23 protein-coding genes are annotated in these 23358 nt (G+C 35.2%); 14 read left to right on the top strand and 9 right to left on the bottom strand.

The features are described 5' to 3' along the window. The first annotated feature begins 17 nt into the window (after window positions 1–17). Together RM520_RS09875 and RM520_RS09880 are read left to right on the top strand one after the other, a co-directional pair. Entirely contained in the window at window positions 18–782 is a 765-nt protein-coding gene (locus RM520_RS09875) for a CDP-alcohol phosphatidyltransferase family protein (RefSeq protein ID WP_311387908.1), read from the top strand. Between the two features lie 40 nt (window positions 783–822). Then, window positions 823–2235: an amidohydrolase family protein gene (locus RM520_RS09880; RefSeq protein WP_311387909.1), complete on the top strand. Its 1413-nt coding sequence runs from the start codon at window positions 823–825 to the stop codon at window positions 2233–2235. A gap of 7 nt (window positions 2236–2242) precedes the next feature. On the opposite strand, the gene RM520_RS09885 is transcribed toward RM520_RS09880, so the two are convergent. From RM520_RS09885 to RM520_RS09905, 5 genes are all read right to left on the bottom strand, one after another. After that, window positions 2243–3544, bottom strand: coding sequence for a type II toxin-antitoxin system HipA family toxin (locus RM520_RS09885; protein ID WP_311387910.1), 1302 nt, complete (start codon window positions 3542–3544; stop codon window positions 2243–2245). Then, window positions 3538–3891 carry a helix-turn-helix domain-containing protein gene (locus tag RM520_RS09890; RefSeq protein ID WP_311385553.1) on the bottom strand — a complete coding sequence of 118 codons (354 nt, stop codon included), beginning with the start codon at window positions 3889–3891 and terminating at the stop codon, window positions 3538–3540. Before RM520_RS09890 ends, RM520_RS09885 begins: the two co-directional genes overlap by 7 nt. A 155-nt stretch (window positions 3892–4046) precedes the next feature. Next, window positions 4047–5111, bottom strand: a complete 1065-nt coding sequence (locus RM520_RS09895) for a dipeptidase (RefSeq protein WP_311387911.1) — start codon at window positions 5109–5111, stop codon at window positions 4047–4049. Between the two features lie 9 nt (window positions 5112–5120). Then, complete coding sequence (locus tag RM520_RS09900) at window positions 5121–6233, bottom strand: D-TA family PLP-dependent enzyme (RefSeq protein ID WP_311387912.1); 1113 nt, start codon at window positions 6231–6233, stop codon at window positions 5121–5123. Window position 6234: 1 nt separating this feature from the next. Then, window positions 6235–6699, bottom strand: coding sequence for a RidA family protein (locus RM520_RS09905; protein WP_311387913.1), 465 nt, complete (start codon window positions 6697–6699; stop codon window positions 6235–6237). Window positions 6700–6867: 168 nt separating this feature from the next. Between RM520_RS09905 and RM520_RS09910 the strand changes: the two genes are divergently transcribed. Beyond that, window positions 6868–7464 (top strand): methyltransferase domain-containing protein, encoded by a 597-nt coding sequence (locus tag RM520_RS09910; protein WP_311385557.1) that lies wholly within the window; start codon window positions 6868–6870, stop codon window positions 7462–7464. Here the strand turns inward: RM520_RS09910 and RM520_RS09915 are convergent, their stop codons facing one another. Next, window positions 7465–7998 carry a hypothetical protein gene (locus RM520_RS09915; RefSeq protein ID WP_311385558.1) on the bottom strand — a complete coding sequence of 178 codons (534 nt, stop codon included), beginning with the start codon at window positions 7996–7998 and terminating at the stop codon, window positions 7465–7467. Window positions 7999–8216: 218 nt separating this feature from the next. Then, a complete protein-coding gene (locus tag RM520_RS09920; RefSeq protein WP_311387914.1) occupies window positions 8217–9920 on the bottom strand; it encodes an RICIN domain-containing protein in 1704 nt (567 codons plus the stop codon). 193 nt (window positions 9921–10113) lie between these two features. On the opposite strand from RM520_RS09920, the gene RM520_RS09925 reads away from it, so the two are divergent. The 5 genes from RM520_RS09925 to RM520_RS09945 all read left to right on the top strand — a co-directional run bounded on the left by RM520_RS09925 (window position 10114) and on the right by RM520_RS09945 (window position 16816). Then, complete coding sequence (locus tag RM520_RS09925) at window positions 10114–13338, top strand: WD40/YVTN/BNR-like repeat-containing protein (protein WP_311387915.1); 3225 nt, start codon at window positions 10114–10116, stop codon at window positions 13336–13338. Between the two features lie 12 nt (window positions 13339–13350). Next, window positions 13351–14067: a DUF2490 domain-containing protein gene (locus RM520_RS09930; protein WP_311387916.1), complete on the top strand. Its 717-nt coding sequence runs from the start codon at window positions 13351–13353 to the stop codon at window positions 14065–14067. Continuing rightward, window positions 14067–15287: a bifunctional alpha/beta hydrolase/OsmC family protein gene (locus RM520_RS09935; protein ID WP_311387917.1), complete on the top strand. Its 1221-nt coding sequence runs from the start codon at window positions 14067–14069 to the stop codon at window positions 15285–15287. Before RM520_RS09930 ends, RM520_RS09935 begins: the two co-directional genes overlap by 1 nt. 360 nt (window positions 15288–15647) lie before the next feature. Continuing rightward, window positions 15648–16139: a YdeI/OmpD-associated family protein gene (locus RM520_RS09940; protein WP_311387918.1), complete on the top strand. Its 492-nt coding sequence runs from the start codon at window positions 15648–15650 to the stop codon at window positions 16137–16139. 71 nt (window positions 16140–16210) lie between these two features. After that, a complete protein-coding gene (locus tag RM520_RS09945) occupies window positions 16211–16816 on the top strand; it encodes a superoxide dismutase family protein (RefSeq protein WP_311387919.1) in 606 nt (201 codons plus the stop codon). A gap of 71 nt (window positions 16817–16887) precedes the next feature. Here RM520_RS09945 and RM520_RS09950 read toward each other — a convergent pair whose 3' ends face one another. Next, window positions 16888–19437 carry an ABC transporter permease gene (locus RM520_RS09950; protein ID WP_311387920.1) on the bottom strand — a complete coding sequence of 850 codons (2550 nt, stop codon included), beginning with the start codon at window positions 19435–19437 and terminating at the stop codon, window positions 16888–16890. 5 nt (window positions 19438–19442) lie between these two features. Then, entirely contained in the window at window positions 19443–20129 is a 687-nt protein-coding gene (locus tag RM520_RS09955) for an ABC transporter ATP-binding protein (protein WP_311385566.1), read from the bottom strand. Between the two features lie 73 nt (window positions 20130–20202). Here RM520_RS09955 and RM520_RS09960 point away from each other — a divergent pair, with 73 nt between their 5' ends. The 6 genes from RM520_RS09960 to RM520_RS09985 are packed head-to-tail and all read left to right on the top strand — an operon-like array spanning window position 20203 to window position 23074. Further along, complete coding sequence (locus RM520_RS09960; protein ID WP_311385567.1) at window positions 20203–20892, top strand: arylesterase; 690 nt, start codon at window positions 20203–20205, stop codon at window positions 20890–20892. 37 nt (window positions 20893–20929) lie between these two features. Beyond that, complete coding sequence (locus RM520_RS09965) at window positions 20930–21301, top strand: VOC family protein (RefSeq protein WP_311387921.1); 372 nt, start codon at window positions 20930–20932, stop codon at window positions 21299–21301. Window positions 21302–21327: 26 nt separating this feature from the next. Next, window positions 21328–21747, top strand: a complete 420-nt coding sequence (locus RM520_RS09970; RefSeq protein ID WP_311387922.1) for a GNAT family N-acetyltransferase — start codon at window positions 21328–21330, stop codon at window positions 21745–21747. Further along, window positions 21744–22310 carry a cysteine hydrolase family protein gene (locus RM520_RS09975; RefSeq protein ID WP_311387923.1) on the top strand — a complete coding sequence of 189 codons (567 nt, stop codon included), beginning with the start codon at window positions 21744–21746 and terminating at the stop codon, window positions 22308–22310. Before RM520_RS09970 ends, RM520_RS09975 begins: the two co-directional genes overlap by 4 nt. Further along, entirely contained in the window at window positions 22307–22864 is a 558-nt protein-coding gene (locus RM520_RS09980; RefSeq protein ID WP_311387924.1) for a sugar O-acetyltransferase, read from the top strand. The genes RM520_RS09975 and RM520_RS09980 overlap by 4 nt, the downstream gene beginning before the upstream one ends. 21 nt (window positions 22865–22885) lie before the next feature. Then, window positions 22886–23074, top strand: a complete 189-nt coding sequence (locus RM520_RS09985) for a hypothetical protein (protein ID WP_311387925.1) — start codon at window positions 22886–22888, stop codon at window positions 23072–23074. Window positions 23075–23358: the final 284 nt, after the last annotated feature.

Here is a 23358-nt window from a genome sequence, read left to right on the forward strand (position 1 = left end):
TTTTTTTACCAAAGTAAATGTCAAAATTACCTAGGGAGAATCAATTTTTAGATTTATCAGATTACGGCAGACCAATTGCCAACGTCATCGCAAAATCACTTCAAAACACAGCTTTCACCCCAATTCATGTTACATTTTTGTTTGTAGCTAGTGGTCTAATTGCCGTGTTCTGCATATTAAACGAATATTATTGGGCTACAGCATTTTTCTTAGTTTTAAAATCAATATTGGATGCAGCGGATGGCGAATTAGCAAGACTTAAAAATACCCCGTCGTATACTGGGCGTTATCTTGATTCTATCTCTGATATGCTTCTGAACTTATTAATTTTAATGACAATCTGGTACAGCACTGATGGTTCTATCGCATATACCATTTTAGCATTTTTAGGGCTACAACTTCAAGGCACCTTATACAATTATTATTATGTGATTCTTAGAAACCAACATCACGGTGATACCACCAGTCGTGTTTTTGAAAACGAAACACCTATTGCGCTTAAAGGTGAAAGACAAATACACGTAAATATTTTGTTTCGTATTTACAGTTTGCTGTATGGTGCTTTTGATAAGATAATTTATAACATGGATAAAAAGGCGGTAGAAGGTACCCGAATGCCCAATTGGTTCATGACTGCAGTTTCAACATTCGGTCTAGGTTTTCAATTATTGCTTATAGGTACTATGTTGGTCATGGACTTAAAGCAATACATTGTACCCTTTTTTATTGGTTACTCAATTTTCATTCTAATATTTATTGCAATTAGAAAGCTATTGAACTAACTGTATTATAATTACTACCTTTTTACAAATTAATTACGGAATGAGAAAACTTGGGTACGCCATACTTTTTATTTTAATTATTGGATGTAATCAAAACCCAATTAAGAATTATGACCTAGTTATTAAAAATAGTAATGTTATAGACATTATTACCGGTGAAATAGACACTCAAAATATATTTATTTCTGAAGGGCAAATTGTTAAAATAAGTACTAGCTTTAATGAAGGCCATTACACTGCTAAAACAGAAATTGATGGAAGTGGAAAGTTCGCGCTACCAGGTTTTTGGGACAATCATGTACATTTTAGAGGCGGCGATTCTTTGATTGCCGCAAATAAAAATCTTTTGAAACTCTTCATAGCTAATGGAATTACAACGGTTCGCGATGCCGGTGGTGATTTAACACCGCAAGTAATGGAATGGAAAGAGGCAATTAAAAAGGAAGAACTTCTTGGTCCAACCATCTTTACTTCAGGGCCAAAAATTGATGGTCCGAATGCAACTTGGGCCGGTTCTATTCCCGTTGAAAATGATATTGAAATCACTAAAGCTTTGGATTCTTTAGAACAAATTCCAACTGACTACGTCAAGCTTTATGACAGTAGAATTAGTGGTGAGGCGTATTTAAATACAATTCGAGAGGCTGAAAAACGAAATACCATTACAACAGGGCATATGCCATTTACCGTGGAACTTGATGATGCCATTACCGCAGGAATTGATGGTATTGAGCATTTATACTACATTATGAAAGGATGTTCTAGTAAAGAAGGGGCCATTACCAAACAATTACAAAATAAAGAAATTGGTTTCTGGCAAGCAATGCCGGCCCTTCAAACAAGCTTTAATGAAACCGTAGCTCAGAACACTTTTTCAAAATTGAAGAAGAACAATGTGTATTCTATTCCTACGCTAAACATCGGTAGAATATTGAGTTATTTAGATGAAGTCGACCATAGCCAAGATGCTTATTTGCAATACATGGGCTCGGGAATTATAAAAACCTACGAAATGCGTATTAATAGAGTTAAGAATTCAACAGCCGAAGCAATTCAAAATCGAAAAGAATTAGATACCTTTTTTGGCAAATTGGCCAAAACCATGTCTGATGCCGGAGTTTCACTTTTGGCAGGTTCAGATAGTGGTGCTTTTAACTCGTATACTTATCCAGGAATTTCGTTACACCAAGAACTAGAAGCTATGGTCAACGTGGGTATTTCACCGCTGCAAGCACTACAGAACTCTGCCTATAAAGGGGCTCAATTTTTAAAGAAAGATGCTGATTATGGTCAACTTATTGAAGGTAATAAAGCCGATATCGTATTGCTGAATGCCAATCCCTTAGAAGATATTCAACAAACTCAAAATATAGATTATGTGATAAAGGGTATGCAAGTTTTGGATAAAAATGATCTTAAAGATTTGTTGAAATCTGCTGTAAATAAGGATTAAGAAGAATCTACAAAAAATTTAAACTGTTCCCAATTCTATCGGTTAAATCGTTTCGTAATACTGCCTTCTTAGAGTATGTTGTCCATGACTTGATTATGTTATTTACTTCATCAATTATTTTTGAACCTCGTTTGATATTATTGTCTTTGGCTATGGTCATCAGATCTTCTTTTGTAATCTTCAAGCGCTTACCATTAACACTAAGGGTTTGCTTGTTCACCCAATGATTACTAGGGTCAAAAGAAAAACACAAATCATATGCCGGAGCTAGTTGCCAAGCTTCACCCTTTTTTAAAAGAAAAGAAAAATTCTTAGTATGGTCGTCATAATTGGTAGCTAAAACATTAAACACCATTCTTCTAAACATCTCTTCAGCCTCAGGGTAGCTTAATCGCAATAGGCGCATTGTTTGAAATACCTGCTCATAACTATAGCCATACATATCATTAAAGTCGTAATGCTGTATACCGCATAAGGACTGAATATGATACTTTTCATTATTGTTTCGATCAAAACGTTTGGTCATAAAATGAGCCCTATTATTTTCAACTAACAATTGACATTCGTTAATTTGAATTCCAGCATCTTTAGCCATCAAGTAATAGGCGTACTCTACTCTACCCCAACCTGAGCTTTCACCAAATTGTTCGCCACTAACACCATCTAATTTGAGTAACCAATGTTCAAAACCTTTAGGCAAATCACCTTGACCTGAGCGCACTTCTTTGGTTCTAGGATTGTAACCTATAACTGCTTTTGGGCGGGCGCCACCAGCAGAGGTACCTATCTTTAAAATCTCTAACATTGCCTTCTCTTCGTCTTTATCAAGATTAGTCAAAAAGGTTTTACGTTCATTCAGCATTTTTTTAGCCACTTGGACCAAACTGTCCAGCTCTAAGGAAAAACTATTTTGACCAGCTTTTATTTGTGAAGGATAAAATTCGAGTGCACCCATACCTCTAGCCCCTATAAAACATAACTTCTCGACCGGGTTCATACTATCTTCTGAACGTCCCTGTTTTACTAACCAAGTATCAATAAGTCTATTACCATAGCGGTCGGGTAATGCATCTGATAACAAGCCCGGTAGACCTTTGAAGGTATCTTCAATGTCTGCGCGACCTTTGCGCAGTTCTGGAAAACTATAGATTCGAGAACCTTGTGCAATTGGCATTTTTATGGGTGATAAATCCCAACCTTTTTCTATAAAAGTTCTGTCATATTCAAAATATCCTAATTGTTGAGATTGCTCCCAACGAATAGCACCTACAGAAACTCCCCATACTTTGACTTCTGCAACATCTACCATCCTAAATCTTCTTCATTAACTTTATTCACCTTTTGTGGTGAAGCATTTTTACGTTGTTTCTTTTTAAGCTTGGCATAGGCAATAGGACTTATTTCATCTGAAATATGAAACGCATCCATTACATCAAGTAAATCAAGTACACGTAACACCTGGATTAAACTATCAATACGAACCTTTTCACCTCGCTCTAATAAACTTAGAGTAGAACGACTAATACCGGCAGTATCAGCCACCTGATTTTGTGACTTATTTTGGTTTAAACGATGTGATTTAACGAATTTACCTATGATTTCTAATAAAGATTTATCAGAAGCTTCTCTGTAATTATTGTATGATTTATCATTCATATTATATGTTAAGTACTTATTTTGAATGCTATATCATACAAATATATGTTATAAAATTTAAAAAAACACATAAACGAATGATTTATCAGTCATACTTTGGTATAATCTAAATATTTGAATGAATTCTCATGCGTAGACTACAAATTTCTAAGTTATTATGCCCAAACTCTCCTTAAAAAATTGAGAAAATTCTCGCTCATAATCCCTTGAATATCATTTTGAGTATACCCTTTATCTTCTAATAACTGCGGAACTTTTTGTAAATCAGCAATAGTATCTAAATCTGCAGGGCTTTGTTCCTTACCAAATGCACCATCTAAATCGGTACCAATCCCAATATGTTTGGTATTTCCAGCCAATTGGCAGATATGGTCAATATTATTAACCATTTGTGCTAAAGATACACCCATACCTTTCGGGGTTGATTGTCCACGTACCCAATTTGGTACCATCATCCAAGCGTCTAAAGCTATGCCAATAACCGCTTCTCTTGAAATAAGTTCCTTTAACTGTTCATCCGAAAACTGACGATTATGGTCTACTAAGGCTCTACAATTGTTATGACTAGCCCATACCGGGCCTTGATACAATTTCATCGTTTCCCAGAAACTTACATCACATAAATGCGTAGCATCTAGAATTAGTCCTAATTCTTCAATCTTTTTTAAAAGTGCCCTGCCCTTCACTCCTATTCCACCCACGGAATCTGTACCATGAGCATAAGTGCCTGGGCCATAATGTGCCGGGCCAATTGCTCTTAACCCACTTTCGTATGATTTTTCTAGATGGTCCAGAGTTACGATAGAATCTGCACCCTCTAAACTTAAAATATAACCTACAGGCTTGTTGAGAGCATCACTCTTCCATAACTGTAAATGAGTATTTAGCGTATTTAAATCATGAACTTGAATCATTTCACCAGCTGCCTCCATACTTTGGTACCAAGCTAATTGCCCTTGTGTTTGTGCCCAGGCCTGTTCTGGTGAATTCCAACCTGGCAAAGAACTACTCTTTTTAACATACCGAGCAATCTGAGTAGCAACACAAAGACCAATATTTCCTTTTCGCAACTCAGGCAAACAAACTGTGTTCAAACCTCTATCAGGTTTATCGGTCATGCCTTGTTCGCTGTTTCTAATGGCTTCAATTGACCATCTTAAATCGCGATTCCATTCTAAAGCGTTCATAGAAAGATCTAAATGAGCATCAAAAACAAACATGGTTTTAAATTAAATAGTGATTTTGTTATTTCGGGCCTCTACTTGCCATACTTCTGAAGTTTCACCCCCCTTAATTGCGGTGACCTCATGATATTTTGCAACCGTCGGACATATATGATATGGTATTGCATAGAGCACATCACCAACCTCGTAGTTATCGCTATGCTTTGTAGTAACAACCAAATGTTCTTCGCTTTGCCCTATTTGTTCAAAATCTGTATCCTCAATAAATTGAACTCTTGGTAATGGCATTTCCGGCGCGACAGATTTATGACCTAAGTCTAAACAAAGATGACCATTCTTTGGTTTACTGATAACACGCGTCATGATAACTGCGGCATGTAAAAATTTTAAGTCAGGAAAAAGACTTCCATATCTAAAATCCCATAATAACGAAGTGCCTGGTGATACTTGTATACCATCTCGTTTAGCATGCACGGGAAACGAAGGCGTACCGCCAGCAACAATATTTTTTACTACTAATCCTGCAACTTCAATTTGTTTTTTTAAATTGGTAACGGTTTCAAAAGCATTGTTACAAACATTGATTCTCGTTGTGATATCGGAATTTCGGATGTGACCATCATATACATGTAAACCTTCCGCCTCAATATATGGGTTTTCAGCCATTTCTTTATACAATTCTAATGCTTTACTATTCGGTAAAATACCAGTTCGATGCATTCCGTTATTAAGGTCTAACCATAAATAAACGCTTTCTTTTCTTTTTTTAGCTTTGGAGGCCATTTCATTAGCTATTTTCGAATTATCGATAATAGTAGAAAAATGTGTTTGAGGATAAGCTGCAATCAAATCAAAAAAACGCAGCTGATTAGGGCCTGTAAGCTGTATAGCCAGGAGAACATCTTTTGCCCCAGATTGTGCTAAAAGTTCTGCTTCGGCTATAGTTGCACATTTAAACTTATCAATACCATGCTTTAATTGCATGGTAATGATTTTAGCCATTTTATGAGTTTTAATATGTGGTCTTAAAAATGCTGCACCTCCAGCTATTTCGAGCATTATCATAATATTCTGTTCTATCCGATTTGGATAAACTAAAAGTGAAGGAGAAACAATAGTGTCAGAATCGGTTACATGATACCAGGTAGCTTTTTCCATATTAATGTAGTTCAAACATTGCCTCTATTTCAACAGGGATACCATTGGGTAAAATCATACCTACGGCGCTACGAACACTAATTCCATTTTCTTTACCAAATACCTCAGCAAACAATTCGCTAAATCCATTGATAACCAAAGGTTGTTGTCCAAAATCAGGACCGCAATTGACCATACCTAGTACTTTTACAACCCGTTTAATTTTGTCTAAACTACCAAAATGTGTTTGAATCGTAGATAGCATTGTTAGGCCTACTTGACGTGCGGCCAATTTACCCGCTTCTATTTCCATATCATCGCCTACGCGACCTTTAATTAATGAACCATCGCTCAATACAGGGCCTTGGCCAGAAACATATAGAAAATTATCGACCACTAAAACAGGTCGATAAACACCCGCTGGTGGTGGAGCCGGAGGTAACTCCAGTCCTAATTCTTTTATCTTTTCTGAAGGTGAAAAATTCATTGACGTTCGTTGTTTTTGGTGGTCATTAAATTAAGCTAATTATTTTAAATGGCATTACTATTAATATATGCTTAGCTTAAAGTCTACGAGTTTTTTTAAAATTGTATTTGCACTATTATTTACGATATCTTTGAAAGTATGTAACAGTAATATGAACTACTACATATCATGAATGTTGAAGAATCAAAATACTGGACAGAGCGCTACCAGCAAGGGAATACAGGTTGGAATATCGGTTACCCATCTACCCCTATTAAGGCCTATATAGACCAACTTCAAAATAAAAGTTTAAAAATTTTAATTCCAGGAGCGGGTAATGCCTATGAAGCCGAATATTTATGGGAAAAAGGTTTTACAAATGTTTATGTGATGGACATTTCACCTACTCCGTTAAAAGCCTTTCAAAAGAGAAATCCAGACTTTCCGGAAAATCAATTATTGCACGAAGACTTCTTCAGGCATAAAAACCATTACGATTTGATATTTGAACAAACCTTCTTTTGTTCTTTTGTGCCGACTGATAAAAATCGTTATGCTTATGCACATCAAATGAATGCACTACTAAATACTGATGGAAAGTTAGTAGGCGTTTGGTTTGACATCCCATTAGGAAATGATTTAGAAAAACGACCTTTTGGTGGTGATAAAAAACTGTATACCAAATATTTATCTAAGCATTTGAAAACGCTCACTTTTGAACCTTGTTACAACTCTATTCCACCTAGGCAAGGCAATGAATTATTTGGAATTTTTATAAAAGAATAATTAGTTCCCTTTTGATTTGAGCAAAGATTTAATAAAACCTACTAAATGATATATTATAAAAAACACTAGACATAAAAGACTACCAAATCCGATAGGAATTATTGCTCCAAAGGTAAAAGAGGCCCCTAGTACCCATCCTAAAAAATATTCAGATTTATAAATAGGAAAAATAAAAGCCATCAAAAAGACAAGGCCCATAATAAAATCTACTATTTGAATGTCTTGCATATAACATATAGAAATTGTTACGGCAAAAATCAAACCTGATAAAAATCTTAATCCAATTTTCTGTAAGGTTTCTTTACTAGCTGGCTTTTTTATGCGTTGCTGTATTCTGAATAGCAAAAAGTATGTAATTAAAGGTAAGACAAGACCTCCCCACCAATTGGGAATACCAGGTAAATCTTTATTATGCAAAATATAGTGCGTAGGAATGCCGCCATGAACATAATCCCAAGCAATATGGCCCCATATTAAAAGAGTCACAGCCAAAGAGATTACAATTCGGATTGATTGATTAAGTTGAGTTTTCATAATGATTTATGTATTGATTGATTTAGCAATCAGACGCGAGCTTTTAATTTTTGTTACTTTAATTGAAAATTCTTTTCTATCGGGGTCTTTTTATTAATAAATAGCTAGGCCTTTTCTAAGCTTTTTTTTTAAAAACATCAATCATTATAAAAATCACAAAATAAAAAACCTCTCAATGAAAACATTGAGAGGCTATATTGTATTAAATTAAAACTTATTTAATCTTCTAAACGTTCAAAAGTCCATTGCTGATTGTTTCTACCATGAAATGGCCATGTTATTATATTTGTTCCAAATGAAGTTCGTCTTCCATAAACATCTAGGTATCTTCCATCTCCTAAGTTTCTTATATAAAAATAACCTTCTTGAGCTCCGGGTTCAATCGCCCATTGTTGATCAGATTCATTCCCGAATTGCCACTGTCTAACATCAGTACTTCTGCTGGCAACTGCCTTATTGGAGTAATTAGATGTTATTACATATGCTCCTGAATCCAAAACTTCTAAATGCCATTCTTCATTTTCTGAATCACCGGTTAAGGATCTTTGATTAATATTTATTCCATCATCTGCGGAAAGATTTGATATACCTATTGCGCGTGTGCTATGTCTTGCCTTTATAATATAATTTCCTTCGGGGATAACCAAGCTTTCTTGAGTACGAATTTTATTTATAATCTGTAAACCTCGAGTACCTGATGCCGCGAATATAAAATCTCCGTCCGTGGCAACGTAATTTATGGAACCATTTAATTCTACAACTCCCATTAGGTCAATAATATCATTCTTAACCCTAATAGCTAAACCTGCTCCACCATTTGCCATAAGAGTGACATTACCTTCGACGTCAACTGCATTAGTAACTTTATCAGCCTCAATTACATTATCTGGGTCAATTAGTATCGGAAGTCTTTCTTCCAAAGTTGCCGAATCCAAGTCAAATATTGCAGCTCCATTATCGCCCTCTGCTACAATTAATTTATCGTTTGCAATGGCTATGGTACGTTTGGCACCAGCAACGAAATCAGTTCTTGTGCCTATTTGCGAAACTTCGTTTAAATCAGTGTCAAGAATCCTTACTCCGGCACTACCATCTAAAACAGCAATTTTATCAATTGAAGATGCTACCCAGCGTAAATCGTCAAAAGATACTTCGTTCGTCTTTGAAAAATTATTCGCATCATATTTTGCAACAACCCCTTGAACACCACTGGTGACGTAAAATGAATTTCCTGATTTTGTAATTCCAGTTGCTGTTTGGCCTTCTTGATAAGTATAGCTTACATCATTTAAATCAATAACACCGTCATTTACTCGGATTTTTGCAATGAAAGCTTCACCTGTCGCTTCAATAACTTTTTCGGCATTTACACCACCAATAACATAAATATAGCCTTCATCATATAAAACAACATTGGCATCTCTGTCATACAAGTACATTCTTGAAGAAAGAATCGGTACTAAAGGATCACTAAGGTCAATTACATCTACTGCACCGGCGTAAACCTCACCTACAGTGTTATATGAAACATAGGCAAAATTATTATTGATATCGATATGTGTAGCTCCCATATTAGTGTTGCCGTCAAAACTTGGGCTTTGAACTTGGCCCACTAAATTCAGATGGAAATCACTACTAGCATTAGCTGTATTCGAGCCCTTATTAAAATTAGCTTCAAAAGCGGAACGATTTAGACCATAGTATTTATTTTTTTCAAATAGGTCATTGTCGTATTCTTCGTGCTCAAAATAAATCTCTAGAATTCCATTAGAGGCTGTTGAAACTGAATTTAAAAGCGTAGTATTATTTTCTTCTAGTAGTAGGGCTTTACCTTGGCTTTGTAAATCGAATACAGTTGTTTCATCAGAACAACTACTTATCAATAATACAACTACGACAGTAAAAATGTAGTAGTTCTTCATAATAAAAGAGGTATTAGTTTGGTTTGGTGAAAAGACAACCATCAAATATGTCATTTATTGTCAAAGCGATTGATTTTTCGATAAAAGTCAAGTAGATTATGTAGTTCGTCGATAAAATTCCTTAACACCTTTTTAAGAAATCACCTAAGCCTTTTCTTTATCTTTAGGCGACTAATTTCCAACTAATTCGAAAATGAAAAAATTACTTTCCTTTTTGATGCTCCTCGCATCAACTTCACTGGTTGCTCAAGAATTTACAATGGGCCTTGTTCAAGACCTTAAACCAAGAAATATTGGTCCTGGCGGCATGAGCGGTCGTGTTACGGCCATTGATGTGGTTACTTCAAATCCTGATGTAATGTATGTTGGAACTGCTTCGGGAGGACTTTGGAAATCAACATCTGGCGGTATTAAATGGGAACCAATTTTTGATAAAGAATTAACAGCATCTATTGGAGCTGTTGCTATTCAACAGTCTAACCCATCCGTAATTTGGGTAGGTACAGGTGAGGGTAATCCAAGAAACAGTTTAAATGGTGGTTTTGGTGTTTATAAATCACTAGACGGTGGTAAAAACTGGGTGGCTATGGGCTTAGAGAACACTAGGCATATACATCGTGTTATTATTGACCCGACAGACCCAAACACCGTTTATGCTGGCGCAATTGGCTCCCCTTGGGGTGAACATCCTGAACGAGGAGTCTTTAAAACAACTGACGGCGGTAAAACATGGAGTAAAATTCTTTTTGTGAACAACAAAACTGGTGTTGGAGATATGGTAATGGACCCAACCAACCCTAATAAAATAATGGTTGCCATGTGGGAACATAAAAGGGATCCATGGTTTTTTAAATCAGGAGGTTCTGGAAGTGGCTTATATATGACACATGATGGTGGTGCTAATTGGAAAAAGCTAACTGATGAAGATGGTTTACCAAAAGGGGAATTGGGTAGAATAGGAATTGCTATCGCCAAAAACAAACCGAATATTGTTTATGCTTTAGTTGAAGCCAAGAAGAATGCGCTTTACAAATCAGAAGACGGTGGTTTTAAATGGAAAAAAATCAATGATAAAAATGATATCGGAAATAGACCTTTTTATTATTCTGATATCCATGTTGACCCAGAAAATGAAAATCGAGTATTCTCAGTATTTACCTATGTGAATGTTTCTGAAGACGGTGGTAAGAACTTTACAGAACTTATGCCTGCTTATGGCGTGGATAATGGTGTACACCCTGACCATCATGCGTGGTGGATTCATCCAGAGAATGGACAATTTATGATGGATGGTAATGATGGAGGCATGAATATTACTAAAGACGGTGGTAAAACATGGCGTTTTGTGGGTAATATTCCTGTTGCTCAATTCTATCATATTAATGTAGATAATGAATATCCTTATAATGTTTATGGCGGAATGCAAGACAATGGCTCTTGGCGAGGCCCTGCTTATGCTTGGAGAGCGCAAGGTATTCGTAACGATTATTGGCAAGAAATTAGTTTCGGCGACGGCTTTGATGTTGTACCTGATTTAGATGATAGTCAATACGGATATACAATGAGTCAGCAAGGTAATGTCTCGCGTTATGATTGGAAGACAGGTAATAATTATTCTGTACGCCCAACGGCACCAAATGCCGATACAAAACTTAGATTCAATTGGAACGCTGCAATTGGTCAAGACCCTTTTGATAATAGTACGGCATATTTTGGAAGTCAGTTCGTACATAAAACCACAGATAAGGGTTTGACATGGCAAGTAATTTCTCCGGATCTAACTTCAAATAATCCTGAAAAACAAAAACAAAGTGAGAGTGGCGGATTGACCATGGATGCTACTGGGGCTGAAAATCATTGTACCATATTGGTCATTGAACCTTCAGTTGTTGAGAAAGATATGCTTTGGGTTGGCACAGATGATGGTCGTGTGCATTATTCTCAAAATGGAGGTGCAAATTGGTCTGAAGTTACCGCTAATATTAAAGGCTTACCAAAAGGAAGTTGGATACCACAAATAAAAGCATCTAAAAAAAATAAAGGAGAAGCGCTTTTAATTGCAAACGATTATAGAAGATTCAATTATACACCTTACGTGTATAGAACAAAAGACTATGGTAAAACATGGTCTAGAATTGTAGATAGTAATGATGTTCAGAGTTATGCTTTAGCTATCGTCGAAGATGAAATAAACGCGAATCTTATGTTTTTAGGAACTGATGATGGTCTTTATATTTCTTTTAATGCTGGTAATTCTTGGAAAAAATGGACAGAAGGTTATCCTACCGTTTCCACTAAAGACTTGGTAATTCACCCTAGAGAACATGATTTAGTAATTGGAACATTTGGTCGTGCCGCCTGGGTATTAGATGATATTCGCCCATTGAGAGCTCTAGCAGCTAATAAAGCCATTCTACAAAAAGATATTAAGCTATTCGAGAGTCCGACTGCCTATCAAGCCGCTTATCAACAAGCTACAGGTAGCCGTTTTGGTGCAGATGCTATATACAATGGAGAAAACAGAAAGCGTGGCGCCATGATTACCTACTTTTTGAAAGAGGGTAAAGAGGACATGAAGAAGGATGATAAAAAAGCTGATACAACAAATAAGGAAACTTCTGATATTGATGCTTCTAAAAAAGAGCTGACTGGTGTTCAGAAAAAAGATTCAATTCAGTTTGATATTTATGATGGGGAACGCCTTATTCGTACACTAAAATATAAGACACCTAAAAAAGCCGGTTTCCATAGAATTTATTGGAGAATGGATGAAAAAGGAGCAGAACGTCCTTCAAGGAAAATTAGCAAGAATAGTCGTGAAAGAGGTGGTGTTGCTGTAAAACCAGGTACCTACAAAGTGCAAGTAAGTTTTGGTGATGTAACTGATGAGACAGCAGTTACCGTTAAGAGCGATCCAAGAATAAAAGTGAATATTGCAGCCATTAATGAGGTATACGAGAGTGCAAATAAACTTCAAAAATTGACACAAACGGCAGCAGATGCAGTTAAACAATTGGTTGAAAGTAAAGACTTGGCAAACAAGTATTCTAAAGAGTTGAAAGCTTTAGATAAAGACAAATACAAAGACCAAATTAAGGAGTCTTCTACCATTGTAAAAAGCATTGACTCTGTAATCGCCCTATACATTGGCAAAGTAGACAAACGTCAAGGTATCACAAGAAACCCTGAGGTGACCGTAATGCAAAGAATAAGCGTAGCCAATAGATATGTTTACAGCAGAAAAACAGGCATCACAAAAACAGAGAAAGATTTAATCAATTATGCTGAAGCCGAGTTGAAAGAGACCTTAACTAAAACTAATTCTTTCTTTACTGATACATGGAAAACCTATAGAGAGTCTATTGAAAGTATTGACTTATCTCCTTTCAAAACAACAAAAACATTTTCCATCAATTAAAAAAAGCAGAACATGAAAAGAGTTATTGTTTTTTGTTTTTTAATAAGTTTTTTAGCCAACAGTCAAGAAACCGGAGAAGATGAAACCGGTATTTGGTATATGTATTTCGGAATGAATAAAATTTCAGAACGATTCAGTTTACATACTGAAGCGCAGTTTAGATATTATGAAACTTCGGATAATTTTAATCAATTATTATTAAGAACTGGGCTCAATTATCATATCAACCCAAATGCAATGATTACCGGGGGATACGCTTTTATTAATACCGACCCAAATTTTGAAGATAATAGACTAATTTTTGATGATATCATTGATGATGATATAAGAATAAAAGAACACCGAATTTTTGAGCAATTCATTTTAAAGAATAAGGTTTGGGAATTATTATTTGAACACCGTTATCGCCTTGAGCAACGTTTTATAACCGTTGCTGAAAAAGATGATTTTGATTATGAAAACAAGACAGAGCACCGTGCTCGATATCGTATTCAAATGACTTTACCCTTAACCAATACGTTCTTCTTAAATTTTTATGATGAATTATTCATTAACCTTCAAGACAACCTCTTCGGGCAAAACAGACTTTATGGTGCTATAGGCGCTCATATTACAGATAACAGCAGCCTGCAATTAGGTTGGCTACGCAATCAGTTTTCTAGTGCAGTTTTTAATCGTTTTCAGATAGGTTTCTTCTTTAATCCCGACCTAAGGAAAAAGAAAAAATAATGAACCTGCAGAAAGTTAATTTCAATAATAAAGAAGGACAAAAACTTATAGGTAGGTTAGAATTTCCGGCAGATCGGCAAGCACATAATTTTGCACTTTTTGCCCATTGCTTTACTTGCACAAAAAATCTTTCTGCAGTAAAAAATATAAGTAAAGCTTTAACCGCTAATGGATTTGCGGTGCTCCGCTTTGATTTTACTGGTTTAGGAGAGAGTGATGGAGACTTTGCAGATACCAATTTTTCTGGCAATGTAAATGACTTAATTGCTGCTGCTAATTTTTTGAAAGAGAATTATGAAGCACCCTCTTTAATAATTGGCCATTCATTAGGCGGTGCAGCAGTTTTATTTGCTGCAGCTGAAATAGAATCTATTAATGCTGTTGCCACTATTGGGGCTCCTTCGAACCCAAAACATGTTAAACATTTATTTAAAAGTGGGCTAGAAGAAATTAAAGCCAAAGGTGAGGCAGTGGTAAATTTAAGCGGGCGTGACTTTAAAATTAAAAAGCAGTTTGTTGATGATTTAGAATCTAAATCGTTACCAGAAACTGCTAAATCACTACGCAAGCCACTACTTATCATGCATTCACCACAAGATGAAACCGTGGGAATTAAAAATGCAGAAGAAATTTATAGCGCCGCGCATCATCCAAAAAGTTTCGTGTCTTTAGGTGGAGCAGATCATCTTTTGTTTGATAAAAAAGATTCTATTTATGTAGGTGAAGTCATATCTGGTTGGGCCAAAAGATATTTAACTATTAATGCCCGTGTTGATAGCAAGTTAAAATCAAAACATCAGGTTATTGCAAGCTTAGATAATGATGACGGATTTTCTACGCAATTAAAAGTAGGAAACCATTACATGCTTGCCGACGAACCCATAAGTTTTGGTGGTAATGATTATGGCCCTTCGCCGTATGAATTAGTATCTGCCGGACTTTCAGCATGCACCGTTATGACAATTCAAATGTATGCCAAACGAAAAGGATGGCTTATTAATAATGTAGAAGTTCACACCTCTTACAGTAAAATGCATATAGAAGATTGTGAAAATTGTGAGAGTACTAATGCTAAGATTGATACTTTTCATCGAGAAATAAAACTAAATGGAGACCTTGATGAAAAACAAAAGCAAAAGCTATTACAGATAGCTGATAAATGCCCTGTGCATAAAACTTTGCATAGCGATACTCAGGTTATTAGCAGTTTAGTAGACTAAAGTCTCATATGAAGAATATCAAAATATTGTAGTTCTAATTCAATTACACGATTATGTAATTTTCTTAATGCCTGAACATATTCGTTTTGGGCAATTTCCCCGGATTGTTTCATTAAACGTAAATTCTGATAATTTCTACTGAATAAACGTCTTTGCCTACAATATGAAAGAAAATCTAAATATTTTGATGGCTGGTAGACCAACATAATGGTTTGTGTTTATTGTTTTTATTTATTTACTAATCGGGGGAAATTAGATACTTTTAAAACGTCCAAATACCGATTATCGTATTTTTTAACCATTTTATCGATGTTTTTCCTTTAAAATTCATAATTGGTTTGTTTGTAATTGATTCGTATTATGCTGAAAAGTTCTGTTTTTGAAATTTCTGTAACTGGGGATTATTATTCTTTAATTCTTTCAGAAGAAATAGTAGAACCCTTCATAAAGATGAAAACAAGACGTGTGAAGGCCGTTGCAAAATTTGAAGGGAAAGAATTGGTATTTCATGCCGCCATTCAAAAAATACATGGTCAATATTGTATGATGTTTGGTAAACGCTATCAAAAAGAATTGGGGCTATTTCCAAATGATATTTTTGAAATGCAATTTTTTGAGGACACTTCAAAATATGGAGTTGAAGTTCCGGAAGAATTTGAAGCGGTTATGATTAGTGATTATGAGGCCTTTAAAATTTTTGAAAGTTTTACCGATGGTAAAAAGAGAGGTTTGATTTATGGTATAGCTCGCTACAAAAACTCGCAAACCAAAATTGATAAGACCTTATTATTGTGTGAAAATTTGAAAAGAGGAATTAAAGATCCCAAGGAACTTTTTAAGGCGCAATTCTAAAGTGATAGCAGCTGAAATATTGAATTCACTTGAAATATTCAGTAACTTAGACAAAACTAAAAACACTAAAAATGAAAAAAGTTCAAGCAACACTATTAGGCTTATTGATAGTGACTGTATTTAGCTGCAAAGAGGTAAAGAAAGATACTAATGCCGCTAAGGAAGAAATGGAAGCAGTTGAGACAGAATTTGAAACTGAAAAAGAAATGATTGAAATGGCTAAAAATGAAGCGATTACATTTCAATTAGAACCTAAAAGTGATAGTGGTATATCTGGCGAAGTAACTTTTGCTGAAGAAGGTGGTACTGTGAGTATGTCGGCCTCTTTAACTGGTTTAACAGAAGGTGAGCATGCTATTCATATTCATGAAAAAGCTGATTGTTCATCTGCTGATGGAAAATCAACTGGTGGTCATTGGAACCCAACATTTCAACCTCATGCAAAATGGGGAGCTGAAGGTGGTTATCATAAAGGCGACATTGGTAATTTTACTGCAGATGCGAGTGGCAATGCATCCATCTCATTTGCAACTAGTGAATGGTGCATTGGATGTGATGATGATACTAAAAATATTGTGGGTAAAGCAATTATAGTACACCAAGGTATTGATGATTTCACATCTCAGCCAAGTGGTGCCGCTGGGGCACGTGTTGCCTGTACTGGTATCATACAATAATTATAAAAATATTCAGATTCAGATATAGAGGGTGAATGCTTTACCCTCTATATGCTGTTTCTTTTGATAAATTAGTTAATTTCTTTTCTTAAAACTTCTAAAGGCGGGCTTTGTAAAACTGTTTTACTATTAAATAAGCCTATCAACAATACCAAAAGAGTGATTACAGGTAAAACAATGACGAAAGGCGGCCATGAAGGAATAAAAGCTGTTTGAAATACAAATTTTGCCAATAAAAAGCTACCCACTAAAGCAAGTACCAATCCTATTCCACTTCCTAAAAGCCCCAAATACAGATATTCTAAAGCTGTAATACGTAATATCTGCTTACTTTTTGCTCCTAGAGTTCTTAACAGTACACTCTCTTTAATTCGCTGATATTTACTAGTTCTAACCGAACCTATCAGCACAATAATACCAGTAAGAATACTAAAAAAGGCCATAAAGTTGATTACCCAAGAAATCTTATTTAATATACCCTCTATAACACTTAAAACTTGTCTTAAATCTATAATTGATACCGTCGGAAACTGTTTCACCAATTGCCGTTGTAAAGAAGCTGAAGTACCAGTATCCGGCACATTTGTCGTTAAGACGTGAAATTGAGGTGCACTTTCTAGAATACCAGAAGGAAAAAGAATGGAAAAATTTATTTGCATTCTAGCCCAATCAACGGTTCTTATATTGGCTACATAAGTCTCCATTAGTACACCTTGTACATTAAAAATAAGTTTATCACCAAGATTAACTTGTGCACCTTGAGCTACATTTTCAGCAAGTGAAATTGGTATTAAACCATTAGGAGTTTTTTCAACAGGCCAAGTTCCTTCTAGTGAGGTTTCAGAACTCACTAACTCATCTCTATAGGTTACTCTAAATTCATGATGTAATATCCACTTGTTCATAGTGGTGGTAGTGTCTAAAATCAATTCTCGTACAGGTCTTTCCTTTATTTGTTGTACGCGCATCGTAATTATCGGAATATTATTTAAAACCTCAAGCCCTGAAGATTTAATACTATTTTCAGCGTGCTCTTTTTGCTCAGTTTGCACATCCATTAAAATTAAATTTGGGGCTTTTTCACTAGCTTCTAAAGATGTTTTAGCTAGTAATACATCTTTTGTAAAGTATAGGGTACTAATTAAGAATGTACCTACTCCTATAGCTAAAATTAAAACCGCAGTTTGATTATTTGGTCTAAAAAGATTCAATAGACTCTGTCGAGCAGTGAACCCCCAAGAATTAGGAAAATAACGTTTTACCAATCGCATGAATAAAATTGCTGTTCCTCCTAAAACTGCAAATACCATAAGAATTGCTAGTACAAAGTAAAGTGCATAGTTCAATCTACCAAGTAACCAATAAGCAAATCCAAATACGAAGAGCATGATAGCCAATAAAACCAAAAAACGAGATGTTAAGGAGTTTTTACCATTATCATCCTGTACCCTCAACACTTGCAGAGGTGAGACAAACCATGTTGATAATAATGGTGTTAATGCAAATAAAACTGACATTAAAACCCCCAATATTAATCCTACCGAAACTGCTTGGGGAGCAAAACTAATCTCTACTTCAAAAGGCAAATATCCTTGCAATAATAATGGAAATGATTGTTGTAAAACAAGACCAGTTAAAACCCCTAAAAATCCGCCCACAAAACCCATTCCAGCTATTTGTATTAAGTAAATAAAGAAGCTCTGCTTTCTAGTTGCTCCTAAACACTTCAATACGGCAACGGAGCTAAGCTTTTCTTTAATATAAATATGAACTGAACTAGCAATACCTACACAACCTAAAAGCAAGGCAATAAAGGCTACAAGATTTAAAAACTTACCAAAGTTCTCATAGTTTCGACCTAAACGTTGTCCTGTAGACAAGTGAGTGTCCAAATCGGCACCCTCTACATCGAGCATTGGGTCAACTAACCTATCTAGTTCTTCCAAATCTTGTTGTTCATCGGCAACAAAATAAAAATCATAGCCTACTCTACTACCAATTTGAATTAAACCTGTTTCTTCGATAGATTTAAAAGGAATCCATATAGGAGGAGCTATAGAAGCCCCAACTCCACCTGTACCAGGTGCTGAAACTAGACTCCCAGTAATAGGAAAAAGGCTATTTCCAATTTTAATAGAGTCACCAACGTTTACACCAAATTGTAACATTAATGTAGCATCTACAAGAGCACCATTTGTTTTTTGATAAGTACCTGCAGCATTTAGCGGTACTGTTTCTAATTCGCCATAAAATGGATAGGCGCCTTGAATACCTTGAATACTGACTAGTTTAGTATCGCCACTTCTTGGAAACACGGCCATTGAAGGAAAACTAACCCCTTTTGCATCAACGCCACCCAAAGAGTCAATAATAGCTTGAACCTTGGGTGTTGGAGGTTTATCACTATCAATTAAAAAATCAGCACCCATTAATGCTTTAGATTGTAATGCAATATTATCTTTTAAGTTAGCGCTGAAAGATTGAATAGAAACAACTGCCGCAATACCTAAAATTATTGAAGCCATAAATAAAAGCAAGCGTTTGCCACTAGCCTTACTATCACGCCAGGCCATTTTAAAAATCCAACTAATACCTGCTTTTGAAGTAGATTGATTCTTCATAGTTATCAAATAGATACTGTTTCATTAGCAACAATTCTACCACCTTTAAGCTTCAATATACGCTGCGTTTTTTGCGCTAATTCTAAATCATGGGTCACAATCACTAAAGTAGTACCAGCTTCTTTATTGAGGTCAAATAGTAACTCAACCACTTTTTGACCCGTTTCTTCATCAAGATTACCTGTTGGTTCGTCTGCAAATAAAATAGAAGGGCGCGTAGAAAACGCCCTAGCCAAAGCAACACGTTGCTGTTCTCCACCAGATAACTGGGAAGGATAATGATGAAGTCTATCTTTTAAGCCTACTTTACCTAATAATTCAATCCCCACTTTTTTTGCATTCTTTTGGCCCTGTAGTTCTAAAGGAACGATAACGTTTTCAAGTGCGGTAAGCGTTGGTAATAATTGAAAATTTTGAAATATAAATCCCACTTCTTTATTACGCAGTAAAGCCCTTTCATCTTCGTTTAGGTCAGATAAGTCCTTTCCAGATAGTTCTACAAAACCTTCATTAGGTTCATCAAGACCTGCACAAAGGCCTAACAATGTTGTTTTACCGCTTCCTGAAGGGCCTACAATCGCAAAAGTTTCACCAGCTTCAATTTCAAATGAAATAGCATCTAAAACCGTTAACTTTTTAGAACCACTAGTGTATGTTTTCCCAAGCTGACCAACGTTTAATATCTTTGACATAGTTTATATGTGAGCTGTATTTTTTCGAAATCGAAAAATAGGCAATTGAATTCACTTAACACCTCTTTTTACTATGCGTACCCTCTTAAAGTTTCGTTATTTTTTTGCTTTGTTTTTAATGTTATCGTGTGATGATTCAGCAAAAAAAACAACTCAAAATAAAACATCAGAAACGACTGAACAACAAAAAAATCTTTTAATAGAGGATGGTAATAAAGTAATACTGTTTTTTGGTGATAGTTTGACTGCTGGTTATGGTATAGAATTGGAAGAGGCTTTTCCTGCATTAACTCAAAAACGAATAGATTCTTTAAACCTTAATTATACCATTGTCAATTCGGGTTTGAGCGGCGAAACAACAGCTGGCGGATTAAACAGATTAAATTGGGTTCTTAATCAGAAAGTCGATGTTTTTGTTTTAGAACTAGGTGCGAATGACGGTTTAAGAGGAATTCCGTTGAACGAAACCAGTTCTAATCTACAAGCAATTATCAATTTGGTCAAAAAAAAGAACGATGACACCAGAATTGTCTTGGCAGGCATGCAAATACCACCGAATATGGGGCCAGAATACACAAAAGAATTTCGCGAAATATTCCCTAAGTTGGCAAAAGAAAATAATATTCCACTTGTACCTTTTCTTTTGGAAAATGTGGCCGGTAACCCAGAATTAAACTTAGAAGATGGTATTCATCCAACCGCGGAAGGACATCAAATTGTAATGGAAAATGTATGGTTAGTTTTAAGTGAAGTTCTTAAGTAAAATTCTTAATTTTAAGAGATAACCATTATACACAAAAATGAAACTAGGCGTATTCTCATTAAGTCTTTCTGTAAAGGACTTAGAAACTTCTCGAACATTCTATGAAAAATTGGGCTTTGCGATTTTCGCAGGTTCAATAGAGCAAAACTACATGATAATGAAAAATGGTACTACCTTAATTGGTTTGTTCCAGGGCATGTTTGAAAATAATATCATGACTTTTAATCCTGGATGGGATGAAAATGCTCAACCAGTAAAGGGTTATGATGACGTACGTACAATACAAAAACACCTAAAAGCTAATCAAATTAAATTGGTGAGCGAGGCAGATGAAAACAGTACCGGACCAGCAAGCTTTGTCTTTAAAGACCCTGATGGTAATACCATTTTAATTGACCAACATGTTTAAGGTATAAATCACAGAATTTTATTCTCTTGAATTTCAATATCAAAGAAATTGCACACTACGAAACTTGGGATATTAGGCATCAAGTCATGTGGCCGGACAAAAATATTGATTACATAAAACTGAAAAATGATGAGCATGGGCTTCACTATGGCCTATTTATTAATCATAATCTTGTTTCCGTTGTTTCACTATTTTTCCAAGGAAAAAGAGTACAGTTTAGAAAATTTGCTACTGTAAATAAACAGCAAGGCAAAGGATATGGCACTGAATTACTTAAAGCAATGTTTAATAAATTAAGTATCCTAAATATTGAAAATATTTGGTGTAATGCTCGTAAGGATAAAGTTAGTTTTTATACCAATTTTGGTATGGAAGAGACTAACATTCAATTTACAAAAGGAGGGATAGACTACATTGTTATGGAAAAAAAAATAGTAATACGATGAATTTAGAATTTGATAACTCAGCATTGTTACTCATTGACATACAATATGGTTTAGACGATTGGGAGTATTATGGCGGTAACAGAAATAACCATCAAGCAGAAGAAAATGCTAAAACATTACTTCAAAAATGGCGTACACTTAAATTACCTGTTTTTCACGTCCAACACAGTTCTCAAAACCCAAAATCACCTTTACATCCTTCTAAAGCCGGCTTCGCTATAAAAAATGAAGTTTTGCCAATTAAAGGAGAACCTATTATCTCTAAAAATGTAAATAGCGCATTTATTGGCACCGATTTAGAAGAACAATTAAATAAAGATGATATTTCAATAGTCGTTATAGCAGGCCTTACTTCCAATCATTGCATTTCAACAAGTGTTAGAATGGCTTCTAATCTTGGATTTAAAACCTATTTAATTGCAGACGCAACGGCTACTTTTGACAGCATAGCTCCAAATGGGGATAAGTTTGATTCAGAAATCATTCATCAAACAACCTTAGCAAGTTTGAACGAAGAATTTGCAACTATCTTGAATACTCAAGATTTACTTTCGAGCTTATGAATGAAAAAGTAAAAATGATACATGGTGAACTTTACAATCCTTTTGACAAAGAATTAGTATCTCAACGGATTGAAGCTCGACTCTTGCAACAAAAACTAAATACTTGCTCACCGGATAACGGAAAAGAATTGAAACGTTTGGCCAAATTACTCATTCCTAATCAGGGTAAAAGTTGCTTTATTCAACCCCCTTTTTATTGTGATTATGGTACTAATATTTATTTAGGTAAAAGAGTTTTTTTTAATTTTAATTGTACGGTACTAGATGTTACACCTGTTAAAATTGGTGATAGAACCATGTTCGGACCCAATGTTCAAATATATACAGCTACACATCCTTTGGACGCCAAATCACGGGCCTCCGGCTTGGAGTTTGGTAAACCTATAACTATTGGTGAAGATGTTTGGATAGGTGGCAATGTTACTATTTGCCCTGGTGTTACAATTGGTGACAGAACAGTAATTGGTGCGGGTAGTGTGATTACTAAAGATATTCCTTCAGATACATTCGCTGCTGGCAATCCTTGTAAAATTATTAAAACCATTGATAATTAAATTTTTTATTATTTTGCTGCCATGGATATAAAAAAGATTTTTGGAGCCATATTAACCTTAGCGGGAATAGGAGGCTTAATTTATACAGCAATATTGTATGGAAATAATAGTGAAAATACGAGAGCTATGATTATTTATGGGGTCTTGGGAGCACTCTTCTTCTTTTCTGGTATTGGTTTAATAAAAAATACTTCAAAAAAAGCTTCATAAACTAGTTAAAGAGTACTTCTCAAGTAAGATTGGCTTTTTAATATTTTTCTAAATAAGGCAAATCAATAAAGTTTATTGATTTCAAAAAGTCATTACCTACTAATGTTTAACAAGCATTTTATTTTGCGACTTAACGATTAACTAAAGGCTATTGAATTTTATGTTTCATTAATCTATTCGTCATTTGGAATACGAAACGTGAGTTTTTTGAATTGCTCTTACTTTAAAACTGCAAATGAAAAGCTTATCATCATTAATAAATTTATAAAACATCAACAGCATTT

This window comes from Croceitalea vernalis (assembly GCF_031846405.1).
Taxonomy (GTDB): domain Bacteria; phylum Bacteroidota; class Bacteroidia; order Flavobacteriales; family Flavobacteriaceae; genus Croceitalea; species Croceitalea vernalis.